The 18,278-nt window shown below is 74.0% G+C and carries 15 protein-coding genes; 4 read left to right on the top strand and 11 right to left on the bottom strand.

Features of this window, described 5'->3' with window-relative positions:
- Positions 1–3 precede the first annotated feature (3 nt).
- The 5 genes from ACWC9R_RS14735 to ACWC9R_RS14755 all read right to left on the bottom strand — a co-directional run bounded on the left by ACWC9R_RS14735 (position 4) and on the right by ACWC9R_RS14755 (position 5,872).
- Positions 4–1,038 carry an ABC transporter permease gene (locus ACWC9R_RS14735; RefSeq protein ID WP_450731669.1) on the bottom strand — a complete coding sequence of 345 codons (1,035 nt, stop codon included), beginning with the start codon at positions 1,036–1,038 and terminating at the stop codon, positions 4–6.
- Positions 1,035–2,630, bottom strand: a complete 1,596-nt coding sequence (locus ACWC9R_RS14740) for a sugar ABC transporter ATP-binding protein (protein WP_450731670.1) — start codon at positions 2,628–2,630, stop codon at positions 1,035–1,037. The genes ACWC9R_RS14735 and ACWC9R_RS14740 overlap by 4 nt, the downstream gene beginning before the upstream one ends.
- 2 nt (positions 2,631–2,632) lie before the next feature.
- Positions 2,633–3,664, bottom strand: coding sequence for a sugar ABC transporter substrate-binding protein (locus tag ACWC9R_RS14745; protein ID WP_450731672.1), 1,032 nt, complete (start codon positions 3,662–3,664; stop codon positions 2,633–2,635).
- 64 nt (positions 3,665–3,728) lie between these two features.
- The gene (locus ACWC9R_RS14750; protein ID WP_450731673.1) at positions 3,729–4,523 is read right to left on the bottom strand and encodes an SDR family NAD(P)-dependent oxidoreductase; all 795 of its coding nucleotides are present in this window, start codon (positions 4,521–4,523) and stop codon (positions 3,729–3,731) included.
- Positions 4,520–5,872: an enolase C-terminal domain-like protein gene (locus ACWC9R_RS14755; protein ID WP_450731675.1), complete on the bottom strand. Its 1,353-nt coding sequence runs from the start codon at positions 5,870–5,872 to the stop codon at positions 4,520–4,522. Before ACWC9R_RS14755 ends, ACWC9R_RS14750 begins: the two co-directional genes overlap by 4 nt.
- A 261-nt stretch (positions 5,873–6,133) precedes the next feature.
- Between ACWC9R_RS14755 and ACWC9R_RS14760 the strand changes: the two genes are divergently transcribed.
- The gene (locus ACWC9R_RS14760; RefSeq protein ID WP_450731677.1) at positions 6,134–7,246 is read left to right on the top strand and encodes a PAC2 family protein; all 1,113 of its coding nucleotides are present in this window, start codon (positions 6,134–6,136) and stop codon (positions 7,244–7,246) included.
- A gap of 175 nt (positions 7,247–7,421) precedes the next feature.
- Here the strand turns inward: ACWC9R_RS14760 and mshC are convergent, their stop codons facing one another.
- From mshC to ACWC9R_RS14780, 4 genes are all read right to left on the bottom strand, one after another.
- Entirely contained in the window at positions 7,422–8,651 is a 1,230-nt protein-coding gene (gene mshC, locus ACWC9R_RS14765; protein WP_450731679.1) for a cysteine--1-D-myo-inosityl 2-amino-2-deoxy-alpha-D-glucopyranoside ligase, read from the bottom strand.
- Positions 8,652–8,780: 129 nt separating this feature from the next.
- Positions 8,781–9,707: an SCO1664 family protein gene (locus tag ACWC9R_RS14770; RefSeq protein WP_450731680.1), complete on the bottom strand. Its 927-nt coding sequence runs from the start codon at positions 9,705–9,707 to the stop codon at positions 8,781–8,783.
- Entirely contained in the window at positions 9,671–10,261 is a 591-nt protein-coding gene (locus ACWC9R_RS14775) for a DUF3090 domain-containing protein (protein ID WP_362608501.1), read from the bottom strand. The genes ACWC9R_RS14770 and ACWC9R_RS14775 overlap by 37 nt, the downstream gene beginning before the upstream one ends.
- A gap of 120 nt (positions 10,262–10,381) precedes the next feature.
- A complete protein-coding gene (locus ACWC9R_RS14780; RefSeq protein WP_450731681.1) occupies positions 10,382–11,080 on the bottom strand; it encodes a histidine phosphatase family protein in 699 nt (232 codons plus the stop codon).
- A 90-nt stretch (positions 11,081–11,170) separates the two neighbouring features.
- Here ACWC9R_RS14780 and corA point away from each other — a divergent pair, with 90 nt between their 5' ends.
- Positions 11,171–12,157: a magnesium/cobalt transporter CorA gene (gene corA / locus ACWC9R_RS14785; RefSeq protein WP_450731682.1), complete on the top strand. Its 987-nt coding sequence runs from the start codon at positions 11,171–11,173 to the stop codon at positions 12,155–12,157.
- Between the two features lie 101 nt (positions 12,158–12,258).
- Here corA and ACWC9R_RS14790 read toward each other — a convergent pair whose 3' ends face one another.
- The gene (locus tag ACWC9R_RS14790) at positions 12,259–13,047 is read right to left on the bottom strand and encodes a ferritin-like domain-containing protein (protein ID WP_450731684.1); all 789 of its coding nucleotides are present in this window, start codon (positions 13,045–13,047) and stop codon (positions 12,259–12,261) included.
- A 269-nt stretch (positions 13,048–13,316) separates the two neighbouring features.
- Positions 13,317–14,372 (bottom strand): LLM class F420-dependent oxidoreductase, encoded by a 1,056-nt coding sequence (locus tag ACWC9R_RS14795; protein WP_450731686.1) that lies wholly within the window; start codon positions 14,370–14,372, stop codon positions 13,317–13,319.
- Between the two features lie 127 nt (positions 14,373–14,499).
- On the opposite strand from ACWC9R_RS14795, the gene ACWC9R_RS14800 reads away from it, so the two are divergent.
- Positions 14,500–15,483 carry an aldo/keto reductase gene (locus ACWC9R_RS14800; protein ID WP_450731687.1) on the top strand — a complete coding sequence of 328 codons (984 nt, stop codon included), beginning with the start codon at positions 14,500–14,502 and terminating at the stop codon, positions 15,481–15,483.
- Positions 15,480–18,146 (top strand): helix-hairpin-helix domain-containing protein, encoded by a 2,667-nt coding sequence (locus ACWC9R_RS14805; protein WP_450731689.1) that lies wholly within the window; start codon positions 15,480–15,482, stop codon positions 18,144–18,146. The genes ACWC9R_RS14800 and ACWC9R_RS14805 overlap by 4 nt, the downstream gene beginning before the upstream one ends.
- Positions 18,147–18,278: the final 132 nt, after the last annotated feature.

Consider the following 18,278-nt stretch of genomic DNA (forward strand, 5'->3'; position numbering starts at 1 on the left):
TCCTCAGTCCTGCTTCTCGCCGCTGGTGAAGCGGGAGATGACCAGGGCGACGATGATGATCAGGCCGTTGAGGAACTGCGTCCACAGCGGCGGCACCCCGCCCAGTGTCATCACGTTGATGACGAGCTGGAGCGTCAGGACACCGGTGAGCGCGCCGAAGAGGGTGCCCCGGCCGCCCTTGAGGCCGATCCCGCCGATCACCGCGGCGGCGAAGACCTGGAAGATCCAGCCGTTGCCCTGGCTCGCGGAGACCGCGCCGTAGTGGCCGGTGTAGAGCACCCCCGCGAAGGCGGCGAGCACCCCGCCGAGGGCCAGCACGATCCAGGTGAGGCGGTCCACCCGGATGCCGGCCGCGCGGGCCGCCTCCGGGTTGCCGCCGACGGCGTACAGCGCCCGCCCGTGCCGGAGGTAGCCGAGGGCCGCGCCGCCGAGCGCGAAGAGGGTGAGGCAGATCCAGACGGCGGCCGGTACGCCCAGCCACACGGCGCGGCCCAGATAGGCGAAGGACTCCGGCACCTCGCCGATGGACCGGCCCTCGGAGAGGCCCAGGTGCAGTCCGCGGAGCATGGTGAGCATGCCGAGGGTGGCGATGAAGCCGTTGACCCGCAGGGTGAGGACGAGGAAGCCGTTGACGGCGCCGACCGCGGCGCCCACGGCCAGGCAGAGCGGGACCGCCGTCCAGGCGGGGAAGAGCTCCAGCCCGGCGAACCGGGCGCCGTGGGCGGGCGTCACCAGCCACAGCGCGAGCACCGGCGCCAGGCCGATCGTCGACTCCAGCGACAGGTCCATCCGCCCGCTGATGAGGATCAGCGCCTCGCCGAGCACCAGCAGGCCCAGCTCGGTTGACTGCTGGACGACACCGACGAGGTTGTCCCGGGTGAGGAAGGCGGGCGACACGATGAAGCCGATGACGCCCAGGACGAAGATCACCGGTACCAGGGAGAGGTCCCGCCACCGGGCCGGCTCGATCCGGGGCCGGCGGCGCGGCGGCGGCCGGTCCACCGCTTCGGCGGCCGGCGGCGATGCGGTCCCGGTCATGGTGCGCTCCCTTCCCTTCCGTCCGTGCCGTCCGTACTCCGGGGGTCCGGCGCGGGGTCGCGCCGGACGCCCGCGCCGGGCGGCGCTTCCCCGTGGCCGCCGGCCATCCCCTCCATCGCGGCGACCAGGTCGCGGTCGCGCCGGCCGGCCGGGAACTCGGCGGTCACCCGGCCGTGGAAGACCGCCAGCACCCGGTCGCAGATCCGCAGGTCGTCCAGCTCGTCGGAGACGATCACGACGCCGCTGCCGCTGTCCGCCACCTCCCGTACGACCCCCAGCAGCGCCTCTTTCGACTTCACGTCGACGCCGTTGGTGGGCCGGACGGCGACCAGCACCGCGGGCTCACGGGCCAGCGCGCGGGCGATCACCACCTTCTGCTGGTTGCCGCCGGAGAGCCCGGACACCGGCTGGCCGGGCCCGGTCGTCCTGATGTCGAGGGACGCGATCATCGTCCGGGCGAACGCGCGGGCCCGGGACGGCAGGACGGTGCCCATCGGCCCGAGCCGGCCGGTGACGGTGAGGGTGGCGTTCTCGGCGACGCTGCGGCCGGGGACGAGCCCCTGGCGGTGCCGGTCCTCGGGGACGTAGCCGATGCCCGCGTCGAGGGCGTGCGGGACGCTGCCGGTACGGACCGGGCGCCCGCGCACCGCGATCCGGCCGGCGTCCGGCCGCCGCAGGCCCGCCAGGGTCTCGCCGATCGCGGTGCTCCCGCCGGCCGCGGCGCCCGCGAGCCCCACCACCTCACCGGCCCGTACGGTCAGGTCGAGCGGCGCGAAGTGCCCCGCCACCGCCAGCCCTTCGGTGCGCAGCACCGGCTCCCCCGTCCGGCGCGCACCGGTACGGGGCCTCCGTACGGCGGCGGCCTCCTCCCCCGTCATCGCCGCCACCAGCGCCTCCTCGGCCAGTCCCGGCACCGGCGCGGTCAGCACGTGCCGGGCGTCGCGCAGGACGGTGACGGTGTCGCAGAGCGCGTGCACCTCCTGCAGGTGGTGCGAGATGAACAGGAACGCCACGCCCTGGTCGCGCAGCCCGCGCAGCTTGGCGAAGAGCCGGTCGATGCCGCTCGCGTCGAGCCGGGCGGTGGGCTCGTCGAGGATGATCAGCCGGGCGCCGAAGGACAGCGCGCGGGCGATCTCCACGAACTGCCGCTGCTCGACGCCGAGATCCCTGATCCGGGCGGCCGGATCGACCTCGACGCCGTATGCGGCGAGCAGCTCGCGGGCGCGGGTGCGCAGCGCCCGCCAGCGGATGACGGGGGTGCCCTGGAAGCGGTTGAGGTAGAGGTTCTCCGCGACGGTCAGGTCCGGCACGGTCATCGGCTTCTGGTGGACGCAGGCGACCGTGCGCCGCCAGGCGGCGGTGTCGCCCCAGCGGGGCGCCGGTGCGCCGCCGAAGGTGACCCGGCCGGCGTCCGGGCGTGCCAGGCCGGTCAGCACGGACACCAGGGTGGACTTGCCGGCGCCGTTGCGGCCGACGAGGGCGTGCGCCTCGCCGGGCGCCACGGTCAGCCGGGCGCCGTCGAGGGCGACGGTGGGCCCGTAGCGTTTGACGATTCCCTCGGCGTGCACCGCCGCCCCGTCGTGGGTCGCCACGGCTACTTCCTCTTCTCGAACTGGTTGGCCCACAGGTCCGGGTCGTCGACGTTGTCCTTGGTGACCAGGGGCGCGGGCAGTTGGTCCTCCAGGCCGTTCCTGATCCTGACGATGGTGGAACCGTGGCCGGTCGGCCCCGGGCGGAAGGTCTTTCCGGCCAGGCCGGCTCTGGCGTAGTACAGCGCGTACTTGGCGTAGAGGTCGGCGGGCTGGGAGAGGGTGGCGTCGAGGGTGCCGGCGCGGATCGCGTCCAGTTCGTCGGGGATGCCGTCGTTGGAGACGAGGGTGATGTGCCCGTCGGACCCGGCCGGCCTGAGCAGTTTCCTCTGCTCCAGGAGGGCGAGCGTGGGCCGCAGGAAGGCGCCGCCGGCCTGCAGGTAGATGCCGTCGAGGTCCGGGTGCTGGGCGAGCAGGCTCTGCAGCTTGGCGGAGGCGACCTCGCCCTTCCAGTCGGTGGCCAGTTCATGCACGGTGATCTTCGGGAACCTCCGCTGCATGCAGGAGGCGAACGCCGCCGAGCGGTCCCGCCCGTTGACCGAGCTGAGGTCGCCCTGGAGTTCGGCGACCCGGCCCCGGCCGCCGAGCCGTCTGCCGAGGTAGTCGCAGGACCGCTCCCCGTAGGCGCGGTTGTCGGCCCGTACGACCATGTAGACCTCGCCCTCGTCGGGACGGGTGTCCACGCTCACCACCGGGATCTTCCGCTCCGCCAGCCGCTCCAGCTCGGCGGTGATGGCGCCGGTGTCCTGCGGTGCCATCACGATCGCCCTGGCGCCCTGGCCGGTCAGCGCCTGCACGTTGGAGACGACCTTCGCGATGTCGTTCTGCGAGTTGGACAGCGGCAGCGCGGCCGGGCCGCCGTGGTCCAGGTCCTTCTCCAGGTACTGCTGGTAGGAGTTCCAGAAGTCGGTGTCCGTACGGGGCAGGTCGATGCCGATCCGGCCGGCCGCGGCGTCACCGCCGCGGTGGCAGCCGGCGAGCGCGGCGACGGCGAGCAGCGCGGCACAGGCCGCCGCGCCGGTCGTACGCGGTCTCATGGGTGCTCCCTTGGTCGAGATGGACGGCTGCTGCGGCTCCCCCGTTCCCGTGGGGCACCGCCCCTCACCCGGGCCTCCGCACCCGTAGCCCCTGCATGCCGCCGTCCACGGCGAGCGCCGTCCCTGTGATGCCGGAGGCGGCCGGGGACGCCAACGCGACGATGGCGGCGGCCACTTCGTCCGCCGTGACCATCCGGCCCATCGGCTGGCGGGCGTGGAGGGCGGCGCGTTCGGCGGCGGGATCGTCGGCGCGGTCCAGCAGCCGGGCGACCCACGGGGTGTCGGCGGTGCCGGGGTTGACGCAGTTGACGCGGATGCCCTCGTGGAGGTGGTCGGCGGCCATCGCGAGGGTCAGCGAGAGCACCGCGCCCTTGCTGGCGCCGTACAGCGCGCGCTGCGGCAGGCCCGCGGTGGCGGCGATGGAGCAGGTGTGGGTGATGGAGACTTGGCCGGGGGCACCGGCGGCGGTGCGGCGCAGCGCCGGCAGCGCGGCGCGGGCGGTGCGCACCAGCCCCAGCACATTGACGTCCAGGACCCGGTGCCACTCCGCGTCGTCGTTGTCCTCGACGGTGCCGACGGCGCCGGTCCCGGCGTTGCCGACGAGGGTGTGCAGGGCGCCCAGTTCCCGCACCGCCGCGCCGACGGCGGCCTGTACGGCGGCGTCGCAGGTCACGTCCGCGGTGAACGGGAGCGCCCCGGCGGGCGCGCCCTCCGGGTCCCGGTCCAGGACGGCGACCCGGGCGCCGCGCGCCAGCAGCAGCGCGGCGGTGGCCGCGCCGATGCCGGAGCCGCCGCCGGTGACGAGGGCGGCCATCCCCGCGAAGTCGGCCGGGTGGCCGGTCCATGGTCCGTCGCTCATACGGCGGCCTCCTGGTCGCCCCGGTGGTGGGCGCGGTGACGGGCGCGCCACACCGGTCCGTCGGGGAAGCGGTGGGCGGCGAGGGAACCGGGTTTCATCCGGGCCGAGAAGCCGGGGGCGGCCGGGGCGCGGTAGCGGCCGCGGTCGATGACGACGGGGTCGCTGAAGTGGTCGTGCAGATGGTCGACGTACTCGATGACCCGGTCCTCCCAACTCCCGGACACCGCCACGTAGTCGAACATCGCCAGATGCTGCACCAGCTCGCACAGCCCGACCCCGCCCGCGTGCGGGCACACCGGGACCCCGTACTTCGCGGCCAGCAGCAGGATCGCGAGGTTCTCGTTGACCCCGGAGACCCGCGCCGCGTCGATCTGGACGAAGTCCACGGCGCCGGCCTGCAGCAGCTGTTTGAAGACCACCCGGTTGGCGACGTGCTCACCGGTGGCGACCTTCACGGGCTGCCCGGAGCGCACCGCGGCGTGCCCGAGGACGTCGTCCGGGCTGGTCGGCTCCTCGATCCAGTACGGGGCCCAGGGCGCCAGCGCGGTCATCCAGCGGACCGCCTCGGCCACGTCCCAGCGCTGGTTGGCGTCGACGGCGATCCGTACGCCGGGGCCGACCGCGTCCCTGGCCAGCCGCATCCGCCGCTTGTCGTCGTCGAGGTCGGCGCCCACCTTCAGCTTGATCTGGCCAAAACCGTCGGCCACCGCCTGTTTCGCCAGCCGCACCAGCGTGCCGTCGTCGTGGCCGAGCCAGCCGGGCGAGGTGGTGTACGCGGGGTAGCCCTCGGCCTTGAGGCGGGCGGCGCGGGCGGCGCGGCCGGGTTCGGCGGCGCGCAGGAGCGCCAGCGCCTCGTCGGGGGTGAGGGCGTCGGTGAGGTAGCGGAAGTCGACGAGCGAGACCAGCTCCTCGGGGGTCAGCGCGGCGAGGAACTCCCAGACCGGCAGCCCGGCCCGGCCCGCCGCCAGGTCCCAGGCGGCGTTGACCAGCGCCCCGGCCGCCATCTGCATCACCCCCTTCTCGGGGCCGAGCCAGCGCAGCTGGGAGTCGTGGGTGAGGGTGTGGTGCAGGGCGGCGAGTCCGGCGGCGGTGGCGGGGGCGGGGCGGCCGACGACGTAGGGGGCGAGGGAGCGGATCGCGGCGGCCATGACCTCGTTGCCGCGCCCGATGGTGAAGCAGAAGCCGTGCCCCTGGGGTCCGCCGCCGGTGTGCAGCACGACGTAGGCGGCGGAGTAGTCCGGGTCCGGGTTCATCGCGTCCGAGCCGTGCCGCCGCTCCGAGGTGGGGAAGCGGACGTCGTGCACCTCGAGCTCGGTGACGGTGTCGGTGTCGGTGTCGGTCGCGGCCATGCGCACGCCCCCAGGGATGTTGCGGAAGAACATCGGACCTTTCCCGGACATCCGATGTATAGACCCGCGCGCAAGACCCCGTCCAGACCGCGTACGGAAGTTGAGCCAAGGCGGCCCGGGACAGGTCGGATGAATCGCTACCCCTTCCTGCAAAGGGGCTACGGACCGGCACCGCGGAAGCCGTAGTCTTGGGGACGCACGCAATGGAACTGCTGCCGGCGGCCGCCACAGGCGGCCGGACCGGTCGGAAGGAGGCGCTGGGTGATCGAGCTCGAGGGGGTACCCGAGCTGATCGACCCGGTCATGGTGGCCGCGTTCGAAGGCTGGAACGACGCCGGCGACGCAGCCTCCGCCGCGGTCGCCCATCTCGACCGGGAATGGAAGGGAGAGGTCTTCGCCGCGCTGGACGCGGAGGACTACTACGACTTCCAGGTGAACCGCCCCACCGTCTTCCTGGACAACGGGGTACGCAAGATCACCTGGCCGACGACCCGGCTCTCCGTCGTCCGTGTCGGCGACACGAACGGCAAGGGCCGCAAGCGCGACCTCGTCCTGGTCCGCGGTATCGAGCCCAGCATGCGCTGGCGCTCGTTCTGCAACGAGATCCTCGGCTTCGCCCATGAGTTGGGCGTGGAGATGCTGGTGGTCCTGGGCTCGCTGCTCGGCGACACCCCGCACACCCGCCCGGTGCCGGTCAGCGGGGTCACCTCGGACGCGGATCTCGCCACCCGGCTCGATCTGGAGGAGTCCCGCTACGAAGGCCCCACGGGCATCGTCGGCATCCTCCAGGAGGCGTGCACCCATGCCGGGGTCCCCGCGGTGAGCCTGTGGGCCGCGGTGCCGCACTACGTCTCCCAGCCGCCCAACCCGAAGGCCAGCCTGGCACTGCTGAACCGCCTGGAGGACCTCCTCGGCATCAGCATCCCGCTGGGCGAGCTGAGCGAGGACGCCCGCGCCTGGCAGCTGGGTGTGGACCAACTGGCGGCCGAGGACAGCGAGGTCGCCGAGTACGTGCAGTCGCTGGAGGAGGCGCGGGACACCGCGGACCTGCCGGAGGCGTCCGGTGAGGCCATCGCCCGCGAGTTCGAGCGCTATCTGCGCCGCCGTGACCCGCAGTCCGGTCCCGGCGTGGCGACCGAGGGCGGGCTCGCCGAGGGCCGCGACAGCTCCTACCTCCGCGACACCGCCAGCGGCCGCACCCGTCCGCCCCGCCCGGTGTCCAAGGAGTCCCGCGAGCCGCGGACCGGCGACGACCCGGCGGCCGGGCCGAAGGACACGGCGCAGGACAACGGCACCGCGGAGGACGCGCCGGACGGCACGGACTCCGCCGGCTCCCCGGGACCGGAGGACGGCCCGGAGAGCGGCGAGAGCTGAGACCGGGGACCGCGCTCCCCGGCACGCACAGGGGCGCCGCACCGGCCGTCGAGCCGGTGCGGCGCCCCTGTCCTTCGCCCTGCCGTCCTTCCGGCCCGTACGTCACGGGACGGCACGAGGAAGGGGCGCCTCCGCCGGCTGACGGAAGCGCCCCTGAGACGGATGTGACGGGTCGTTACAGCGCCACGCCGAGCAGCGCGTCAACCGCGCGGGAGACGAGGCCGGGGGCGCCCTCGTCGGTGCCGCCCCCGTCCTGCTGCGCGGCGGCCCAGCGGTCCACGGCCGCGAGGGCGGCCGGGGAGTCCAGGTCGTCGGCGAGCGCCGTACGGATCTCCTCCAGGAGGGCGTCCGCGGACGGGCCGTCAGGACGGGAGACGGCGGCACGCCAGCGCGCCAGCCGCTCCACGGCCTCTTCCAGTACCGCGTCGGTCCACTCCCAGTCGGCGCGGTAGTGGTGCGCGAGCAGCGCCAGCCGGATCGCGGCCGGGTCGGTGCCGTCGCGCCGTACCGCGGAGACGAAGACGAGGTTGCCCTTGGACTTGGACATCTTCGCGCCGTTCAGGGCCACCATCCCGGCGTGCACATACGCCTTGGCGAACGGGTGCTCGCCGGTGAGCGCCTGGGCGTGCGAGGCGCCCATCTCGTGGTGCGGGAAGGCGAGGTCGGAGCCGCCGCCCTGCACGTCGAAGCCCATGCCGAGGTGGTCCAGGGCGATGGCGACGCACTCGATGTGCCAGCCGGGCCGGCCGCGGCCCAGCGAGCCGCCGTCCCAGCTCGGTTCGCCGTCGCGGGCGGCCATCCACAGCATCGGGTCGAGCGGGTTCTTCTTGCCCTCGCGCTCCGGGTCGCCGCCGCGCTCCGCGGACAGCAGCCGCATCGCCTCGGCGTCCAGCCCGGAGACCTCGCCGAAGTGCGGGTCGGACTCGACGGAGAAGTAGGTGTCACCGTCGAGTTCGTAGGCGGCGCCGGCGTCACGCAGCCGCTCCACCAGCGGGACGATGGCGGGTATCGACTCGACGGCGCCTATGTAGTGGCGGGGCGGCAGCATCCGCAGGGCCGTCATGTCCTCGCGGAAGAGGGCGGTCTCGCGCTCGGCGAGCGCCGTCCAGTCGTCGCCGGTGGCCACGGCCCGCTCCAGGAGCGGATCGTCGACATCGGTGACGTTCTGCACGTAGTGCACTTGGCGCTTCGTGTCGAGCCACACGCGCTGGACCAGGTCGAACGCGTTGTAGGTCGCCGCGTGCCCCATGTGGGTGGCGTCGTACGGCGTGATGCCGCAGACGTAGATACGGGCGACGGGACCGGGGTCGGGGGTTACCCGTCCGCCGGTCGCGGTGTCGTGGAGCCTCAGGTCGCGGCCCTGACCGGGCAGGGCGGGGACCTCAGAAGCGGGCCATGCATGCATGCCTTGAGCGTAACCGGATGGATGTTCCGCATACGAACCGGACCGGAGGTCTGGCCGGAAAGGCGGTCTTGTGTTCGACGATCGCACGTGCAAGAGAACACCGGCGCCGCGGCACGGATTCCCGGCGGATCAGACCGGCGGCCAGGGGATCGCGGGCCATGCGCCGCTCGGCTCCGGGTGCCGGCTGCTGCGCAGCAGACCCGTCACCCGCGCCCGCAGCGCCTCGGTCTCGGCGTCCGTGATCAGTTCGGCCAGTCGGGCGGCGAGCGGCCCGCCGTCCTCCAGCGCCTCCCGCAGGCCCGCCAGGACCTCCCGCGCCTCGTCGGTCAGCGGCTCCCCCGCCCACCCCCACAGCAGCGTGCGCAGCTTGTCCTCGGCGTGGAAGGTCACCCCGTGGTCAATGGCGAAAAACTCCCCGCCGGTGCCGGGCAGCAGGTGGCCGCCCTTGCGGTCACCGTTGTTGATCACCGCGTCGAGCACCGCGAGCCGCCGCAGCCGCGGATGGTCGGCGTGCACCAGCAGGGCGGTGCGGCCCTCGCCTATCTGGGCGGGCCCGACCGCCTTCCAGCCGGGGCCGGGCTCGTCGTCCTCGACCAGTGCCAGCAGCTCGGGCACCTCGTCGCTGCTCTCCGGCGGATCGATCCACTCCTGGACCATGCCGGTCCCGTACGGGCCGTCGCGCAGCACCGTCGGCGGGATCAGGTCCCAGCCGCAGGCCCGGGAGACCTCGTACGCGGCGACCTCCCGCTGGGCGAGCGTGCCGTCGGGGAAGTCCCACAGCGGGCGCTCACCGGCGACCGGCTTGTAGACACAGGCGGCGCTGCGGCCGTCGAGGGCGACCGTGCAGTAGAGCACCGCGTTGGACGCCTCCTGGATACGGCCGCGGACGGTCAGCTCCCCTTCGGTGAGCAGCGTGTCCGACGGGTTCCCCGCGGGCTCAGGTGCGGCCGGCGGCGGGTCCTGCGGGCGGCCGGGGCCGGGCAGCGGCACGGCGGGCTCGGCGGCGGACTCCATGGCGCTCAGGCGTCCCGCCGGTATCCGTTCTGGCGCGGGCATACGTGTCCCTCCGGGTCGAGCGGCAGGCTGCACAGCGGGCACGGCGGACGGCCGGCGTTGACGACCTCCAGCGCCCGCTTGGCGAACGCCCTGGCCATCGTTCCGGTCAGCCGCACCCGCAGCATCGGCGGGCCGTTCTCGTCGTCCTGGAGCAGCCGCTCCTCGGCGTCGGCGAGGTCCTCGTCGCTGTCCGCCTCCAGCTCGACCAGGGCCTGCGCCTCGACGATCATCCGCTCGTCCTCGCCGTCCCAGGCGAGCGCCATCGTCCCGACCCGGAACTCCTCCTCGACCGGCGACTCCAGCGGTGCGGTGTCGCTCAGCTCGGTGGGCGAGACGGCGGGCACCGGGGCGTTGCCGCCACTGCGTCGTACGACCTCGTCCAGCAGTTCGTCGATCCGCTCGGCGAGCGCGGCGACCTGCGTCTTCTCCAGCGCGACGCTGGTGGTGCGGCCGGCCGCGGTGGCCTGGAGGTAGAAGCTACGGCGGCCAGGCAGCCCGACCGTACCGGCCACGAAGCGGTCCGGCGCGTCGTAGAAGAACACCTGACGGGACAACGTCCTGCTCCGATTGCTCGACTGCGGGGTCACTGCGGTCGCTGCACGTCCTGCGGTCACTGCGCGGATCGCAGGTGCGTGGCGGGCAGCGCCGTCGCACCACCCTACTGCGCCGACTGATCACGCTGCTCCCGCACCACCGCCGACGGCCGCGTCCCTGCCCTCCCCGGCGGCGGCGCCGTCCTCCCGGGGCGCGAGCGAGCCGAAGTCACCGGTGTCCCCGAGCCGGACGAGGTAGGGACGGAGCCGGGTGTAGCGGATCACGGTGACCGAGCAGGGCTCGACGGAGATCCGCTGGAAGAGGTCGAGGTGCATGCCCAGGGCGTCGGCGACCAGGGCCTTGATGATGTCGCCGTGTGAGCACATGGCGTACGTCGCCTCGGGGCCGTGCGCCTCCCCGATCCGGGCGTTCCAGTCGCGTACCGCGTCCACCGCGCGGGCCTGCATCGCACGCATCGACTCCCCGCCGGGGAAGGCGGCCGCGGAGGGGTGCTGCTGGACGACCTCCATCAGCGGCTCGTCGTTCAGCTCGGCGAGCTTCCGGCCCGACCACGCGCCGTAGTCGCACTCGCTGATCCGGTCCTCGACGTGCAGCGTGAGCCACGGCCGGGCCTCCAGCAGCGGCGCCACGGTCTCCCGGCAGCGCTGCAGCGGGCTGGAGACGACAGCGGTCAGCGGCACCTGCGCCAGCCGCGCGGGCAGTGCGGCGGACTGGGCGGCGCCGTGCTCGTCGAGGGCGACTCCGGGCGCCCGCCCGGCGAGCACCCCGGCGGTATTGGCGGTGGAGCGGCCGTGCCGCACCAGGATCAGCGTGGGCATGACCGCCACCCTACGTTCCCCGTCCCCCTTCCCGGGAGGTCGCCGGGCGCCTTCCTGGCAGGTGGCCGGGCGAAGCGCGAGAATGCCGGTGTGATCGTCGACAGCGCCATCTACCGGGAGGGCCGTCGCACCGAGTGCGCGACCGACTTCTCCCGTGCCCTGGAGGAGGCGCGGGCCGAGGGGCACTCCTTCCTGTGGCTGGGGATGCACGAGCCGACGGAGGAGGAGTTCGCGCGCGTCCGGTCCGACTTCGCGCTGCACCCGCTGGCCGTCGAGGACGCGCTCAAGGCGCATCAGCGGCCCAAGCTGGAGGTCTACGACGACTCGCTGTTCCTGGTGCTGAAGCCGGTCACCTACGACGACCGGGCGGACACGGTGACCGCTTCGGAGCTGATGGTCTTCGTGGGGGACTCGTTCGTCGTCACCGTCCGGCACGGGGAGGCCAGCCCGCTGGCGGCGGTGCGGCACCGGCTGGAGGAGCACCCGGAGATCCTGCGGCACGGCCCGGGGGCGGTGCTGTACGCGGTCAGTGACGCGGTGGTGGACCACTACATCGAGGTGGCCGCCGAACTCCAACTGGATCTGGAGGAGTTGGAGGCGGAGGTGTTCGCTCCGGTACGCGGCCGGGACACCAGGAACACCGCCGCCCAGATCTACGCGTTCAAGCGCGAGGTGCTCGAGTTCCGCCGGGCGACCGGCCCGCTGGCGGAGCCGATGACCCGGCTGCAGAATCCCGGGGTGCCGTTCGTGCACGCGCATGCCCGGCCGTTCTTCCGCGACGTCGACGACCACCTCACCCGCGCCAACGAGTCGGTGGAGGGCCTGGACCGGCTGCTGTCGGACATCCTCGCCGCCCACCTCGCGCAGATGGGCGTACGGCAGAACGACGACATGCGCAAGATCTCGGCCTGGGCGGCGCTGGCGGCCGTGCCCACCCTGATCGCCGGCATCTACGGCATGAACTTCGACACCATGCCGGAGCTGAAGTGGAACCTGGGGTATCCGGTGATCCTCGGGGTGATGCTCCTCATCGAGCTGTCGCTGTACCGGCTGTTCAAGCGCCGCGGCTGGCTCTGACGCCTGGTGAGTTCAGGGCTGCTGTACCTGCCGGTGACCCTGGGACGTCAAGCGCGGTGGAGGTCAAGCCGGGGCCGTCATGTGCGGGTGGGCCCGCCCGCTCAGGCGAACTCCGGCTCCGGGGTGGCCGGTCCGCCCAGCGCGTTCCGCCGCTCGGGCATCCGGAGGCCGACCATCCGCCGCCAGCCGGCCACCCGCTCGTAGCAGTACACCGTCCAGATACCGGCGGCGAGCGCGGCGGACTTCGGCCCGGACCACTTCAGGATGCGGCCCATATGGGCCATCACCGCCAGGCTGACGTCCCGGTAGACGACGATCTCGGCCCGCGCGCACTCCCGCAGGATGCGCTGGATGGTGCGGCCGTGCCCGGCGCGGGCCAGCCGCAGCAGCTCCTCGTGGCAGTACGCGAGGTGGTTGTCCTCGTCATCGGAGATCATCCGGACCGCCCTGCCCAGCTCGGGGTGGTCGCCGAAGTACTTGGTGAGCATCAGCATCTGGCCGGAGGCACGCTCTTCGGTGACCCGGCTGTGGGACAGGTAGGTGATGATGTCGAGCTCGGTGAGCGGCTCCTCGCGGCGCAGCTTGTCGTGCGTCAGGCCGATGCCCCGCCGCTCCAGCAGCGCGGTGTAGTCGGTCTCCACCGGGACCGGGGCCGGCGTCAGTCCGCGCCTGCGCATCAGGGCCTGGAAGATCCGGCCGTGTTTGTCCTCATCGGTGCCGTGCCGGGCGACCTTGGGCGCCATCGCGGCCATGGAGGCGGGCAGCAGCGCGGCAATCCGGCCGTTCTCCCAGCCGCCCTGGGCCTCGCCGCTGGCCGCGATGGAACAGAACAGACGGAAGGAGTCGTCGTTGTCGACGATCTCCTCGAAGAGACTTCGGGCCGAGAGCATCTATGCCACCTCCGAACGGACACACCCGTAAAGAAGAAGTCAAGTGGGGTGTTCCGTGAGCGGCAACCGGAGCGGCGGTCCGTTCGGTCGTTCGGGCGAGGCATGCCCCTGTCGCGGGCGTAACCCGGGTACCCGTGACCGCGTTGTGCTGCCTGACGGCCGTGGTGGGGAAGACCCCCGAGCCCCCACCACGGCCGCGGAGCCGCATCCGCCCGGCGCTCCGGGCGCCGGGCCGGGTACGGGCCGACGGGCCCGCACCCCTCGTGCCGTTACGCCAGACCGGCGCGCTCCAGGGCCTCGGTACCGGCCCGCAGCGACGCCAGCCGGTCCTCCAGGGTGAAGCCCGCCGGAGCCAGCGTCAGCGTGGTCACACCGGCCGCCGCGTAGGCCTGCATCCGCTCGGCGATCCGCTCCACGGAGCCGAGCAGCGTGGTCTGGTCGATCAGCCGCTCAGGGATCGCGGCGGCGGCGCCCTCCTTGTCGCCGGACAGGTACTTGCCCTGGATCTCGGCGGCTTCCTTCTCGTACCCCATGCGCTGGGCGAGCTGGTTGTAGAAGTTCTGCTTCGGGCTGCCCATGCCGCCGACGTACAGGGCGGTGTACGGGCGGAACATGTCGGCCAGCGCGCTGACGTCCTTGTCCGCTCCGACGGCCAGCGGCAGCGTCGGGCAGACGTCGAAGCCGTCCAGCGTCTTGCCCGCCTTCTCGCGGCCGGCCCGGAGGTGCGCGATGGCGGTCTCCTCCAGGTGGTCGGCCGAGGGGAAGATCAGCAGCGCGCCGTCGGCGATCTCACCGGTCTGCTGGAGGTTCTTGGGGCCGATCGCGGCGATGTAGAGCGGGATGTGCTCCCGCTGCGGGTGCACGGTGAGCTTCAGCGGCTTGCCCGGACCGCCCGGCAGCGGCAGGGTCCAGTGCTCGCCCTCGTAGGAGAGCCGCTCGCGCGACATCGCCTTGCGGACGATGTCCACGTACTCGCGGGTGCGCGCCAGCGGCTTGTCGAACTTGACGCCGTACCAGCCCTCGGACACCTGCGGCCCCGAGACACCGAGCCCCAGCCGGAACCGGCCTCCGGAGAGGGAGTCCAGGGTCGCCGCCGTCATCGCGGTCATCGCGGGGGCGCGCGCCGGGATCTGGAAGATCGCCGAACCGATGTCGATCCGCTCGGTCTGGGCCGCGACCCAGGAGAGCACGGTGGCGGCGTCGGAACCGTAGGCCTCCGCGGCCCAGCAGACGGAGTAGCCGAGGCGGTCGGCCTCCTGTGCCACCGCGAGATTGTCGGAGTCCATCCCGGCGCCCCAGTAGCCGAGGTTGATGCCAAGCCTCATGCCGCTCCCCTTACCCATCAGTAACGTCGCTGTTGCGGGGACTGTAGCCCCCGGCCGCGCCGGCTGTCATCGGCGGGTTGTCCACAGGTCCCCTGACGGCGGCTTTCGCCCAGTAATCTCAAGGCCCATGGAGCAAAGGCACCTCGGCCGTACGGGCCTGCGCGTCACCCGCCTCGGGCTCGGCACCCTGACCTGGACCCGTGACACGGACGAGCAGGAAGCCGCCGACCAGCTCAAGGCGTTCTGGGAGGCCGGCGGCAGTCTCGTGGACACCGCCGACATCTACGCCGACGGCGGCGCCGAATACCTCCTGGGCAGGCTGACGGAGGAAGTGGTGCCGCGCGAGGACCTGGTGATCGCCACCAAGGCCGGCAGCGTCCTGGAGGCGGACCGCAGAGTCGACGGCTCCCGGCGCCATCTCCTCGCCGCCCTGGACGCCTCCCTGGAGCGGCTCGGCACCGACTACGTCGACCTCTGGCAGCTGCACGCCTTCGATCCGCACACACCGCTGGAGGAGACGCTGCAGGCCCTCGACCTCGCCGTCGCCAGCGGCCGGGCGCGCTATGTGGGGCTGTCGAACTTCTCCGGCTGGCAGCTCGCCAAGGCAGGCACCTGGCAGCTCGCGGCGCCCGGGGTGCGCAACCGGCTCGCGAGCGCGCAGATGGAGTACTCCCTCCTCCAGCGCGGCATCGAGCGGGAGGTGCTGCCCGCGGCGCGCGATCTCGGGATCGGCCTGCTGCCGTCGTCACCGCTCGGCCGGGGGGTGCTGACCGGGAAGTACCGCCATGGGACACCCGCCGACTCCCGTGGTGCCTCGGACCATCTGGCGGCGTTCGTCGCGCCCTATCTCGACGAGACGGCGAGCCGGGTCGTCGAAGCGGTCACCACCGCCGCCGACGGACTGGCCGTCACCCCGCTCCAGGTCGCGCTCGCCTGGGTCCGCGACCGCCCCGGAGTCACCGCGCCGGTGCTGGGCGCCCGCACAGCGCAGCAGCTCAGAGCCGCGTTGTCAGTGGAGACCCTTAGTCTTCCTGACGAGATCCGCCGGGCGCTGGACGATGTTTCGGCGCCGGTGCACCACTACCCCGATCACGACTGGAGCACGCTGTGAGTACCGACCGCCTCGCCGGCGAAACCCCGCCCGGGCAGGAGGCCGCACCCGGCACCGCGGAGGCCCAGACACCCGAGGACGCGGCGGCACAGGCAGGCGCGCCGGCGCCCGGCGACGACGCGGCGGTGAACGACAGGACGGCCGCTACCCCTGGAACGGAGTCCGAGACTCCGGCTGCCGGTGCGGAGCAGGAGTCCGGGACGGTGGACGAGGTTCCGGGTTCCGGTGCGGGGTCCGGCGTGCCGGCTTCGGGGGCGGGGTCCGCGACCCCGGCTTCCGGAGCGGAGCCCTCAACCCCGGCCCCTGGTGCGGAGTCCGGCACCCCGGCTTCGGGAGCGGAGGCCGAGGACGGAACCGCGGCCCCCGGTGCGGCGAAGGGGAGCGCGGGCTCCGGGGCGGCCAAGGCGACCGCGGAGGCGCTGGCGGCTGCGGTGCGGGCCGTGGAGAGCGGCGAGCGCCCGGCCGCCTCGTTCTTCAACGAGGCCCCCCGACCCGCCAAACCGGCCACCCCCGCCACGCGGCCGCCCGAGGGCACCCCGCAGGGCGGGCCCGCGGGCCCGGGCCCGGCGACGGCCCGGCCGCACACCGCACCGGAGTCCGGCGGTCCGGCCCGTCCGGGCGGCCCGGACCACGGCGCCGCCCCGGTCCCGGCCCCCGCACCGGCAGCCGCCGGCCCCGCCCCCGCTCCCCGGCCCGCCACGCCAACCGCCCCCGGAGCTGAGGGCGTACGGCAGGTGCTCGCGGCGGGCGGTGCCCCCGAGACGCTGGCCGAGCGGGCCGCCGAGGTGCTGGGCGAGCGCGCCGCCGAGGCGCTGAGCGAGGACCCCTGGCTGCTGCTCGGTGTGCCCGGGGTACGCCCGGAGCAGGCCGACGGCTTCGCCCGTGCGCTGCTCGGCCCCGACTGCGGACCGGGCGACCCACGGCGCGCACAGGCGCTGGTCGGCTGGCTGCTGGAACAGGCCGCGCTGGCGGGCCACTCCGCACTGGAGGCCTCCGCACTGCGCGCGGCCCTCGCCCAGCGCGCGGTGCCCGACCCCGACGACGCCCTTCAGTCCGCCATCGCCGACGGTGCGGTGCTGGTCTTCCAGGACGCGATCGAGGAGCCGGGCCGTCCGCGTCCGGCCGCGGGCGAGGACGAGGACGAGGCGGAGCAGCCGGTCCGTGTCCTGCTCGGCCTGGACCGTTTCGCGATGGCCGAGGAGAGCGTCGCCGACGGTCTGGCCCGCCTGCTCAACACCTTCGCGGCGGTGGCGGAGCCGGCCCAGGACGACCCGGCGGCGGCCGGGACCGCCGGGGCCACGGCCGACGCGGAGCCGGCCGACGGCGACGAGGACGCCGCCGCCACGGAGAGCACCCCCACCGGGGAGCACACCACCGGCGCCCCCACCGACGGCGACACGGTCCCCCGGCCCGCGCGGCCCACCGCCGCCGCCTGGGAGGCCGCGGCGGCCGCCGCGCCGTCGCCGTCCGCAGCGGAGCTCATCCGTGCCGCCGCGCAGCACGGCCTGGTGGCCCACACCGGCGCGGAGGCGGCCCGCGCCGAGCCGGCCGCGCTGATCGCCGCGGCCCGCTCGCTGGGGCTGCGCGCCTTCGGCGCCACCCACACCGAGAACGGCCGCCGTCGCCTGGCCGCCCACCTCACCGAGGCCGCGCCCGGCACCCCGGCCACGGGCTCCCCGGACCCCGCGACGGCGGCGGTGACGGTCTCCGGCCTGCTGTCCGGCCGGCAGGGCCCGGGACGGGACGCGGACGGCGCCCTCGCGCTCGATCTGCTGGTCGTGCTGGACGCCCCGCAGCTGGACCTGGAGACCGCCGCGCTGCTCGTCGAGTCGCTGACCGACGGGACCCGGCTGGTGCTCAGCGGCGACCCGGGCGTGCTGTGGTCCGCCGGTCCCGGCCGGCTGTTCGCCGATCTGCTGGCGTCCCGTTTCTGTCCGCAGATCGCCTCCCGCACCCCGGACTTCGGCCCCGTCGGCGAGCTGGTGTCGGGCATCGGCATCGGGGAGCTGAGCCAGGTCGAGGCGCCCGGCAAGGAGGTGGTGATCGTCCCGGTGCGGGACGCCGGTGAGGCGGTGCACCGCACCGTCCAGCTGGTCGCCGACTCCGTGCCCCGGGCGCTCGGCGTCCCCGCGGACCAGACGCAGGTCATCACGGTCGGCCACGGCGGCGCGGCCGGCACCCGCGCGCTCAACGCCGCCCTCAAGGAACGGCTCAATCCCGGCCCCGGCCGGTTCGGCGGCTTCGACCCCGGCGACCGGGTGGCCTACGCCCCGGCGCCCGGCCGCACGGTGCCCGGCAGCGTCACCGGCGCGGACGCCGCCGGGCTGCATCTCGACTGCGACGGCACCGCGGTCGTGGTGCCGCGCGAGCAGGTCGGCACGGGCGCCGTACGCCACGGCTGGGCGCTCACCGCCCATCAGGCGGCCGGCACCCGCTGGCCCGCCGCGGTGGTCGTGCTGCCCGGGGACGCCACCGGCGGGCTGACCCGCGCCTGGGTCTACACCGCCTTCAGCCGCGGCGAGCGGCATCTGTCGGTCGTCCAGGGCGCCGACCAGGCGCTGGCACGGGCGGTCGCCGAGGTCCCCGTGAAGGAGCGCACCACCCGGCTGCGCAGCCTGCTCCAGCAGAGCGTGCAGACCACCGAGGACCCCGCGGCCGGCTGAGCCCGCGGGCCCGGCTCCCCGCCGGACGGCCCGTACGCCGCTGCCCCGGCCCGTCGCAGAACCTCGCGACGCGCCGGGGCAGCGGCGCACACCGGCCACGACGCCGCTCCCCAGCCGGGCCCCGCGGTCAGA

The organism is Streptomyces sp. NPDC001219 (assembly GCF_053597915.1).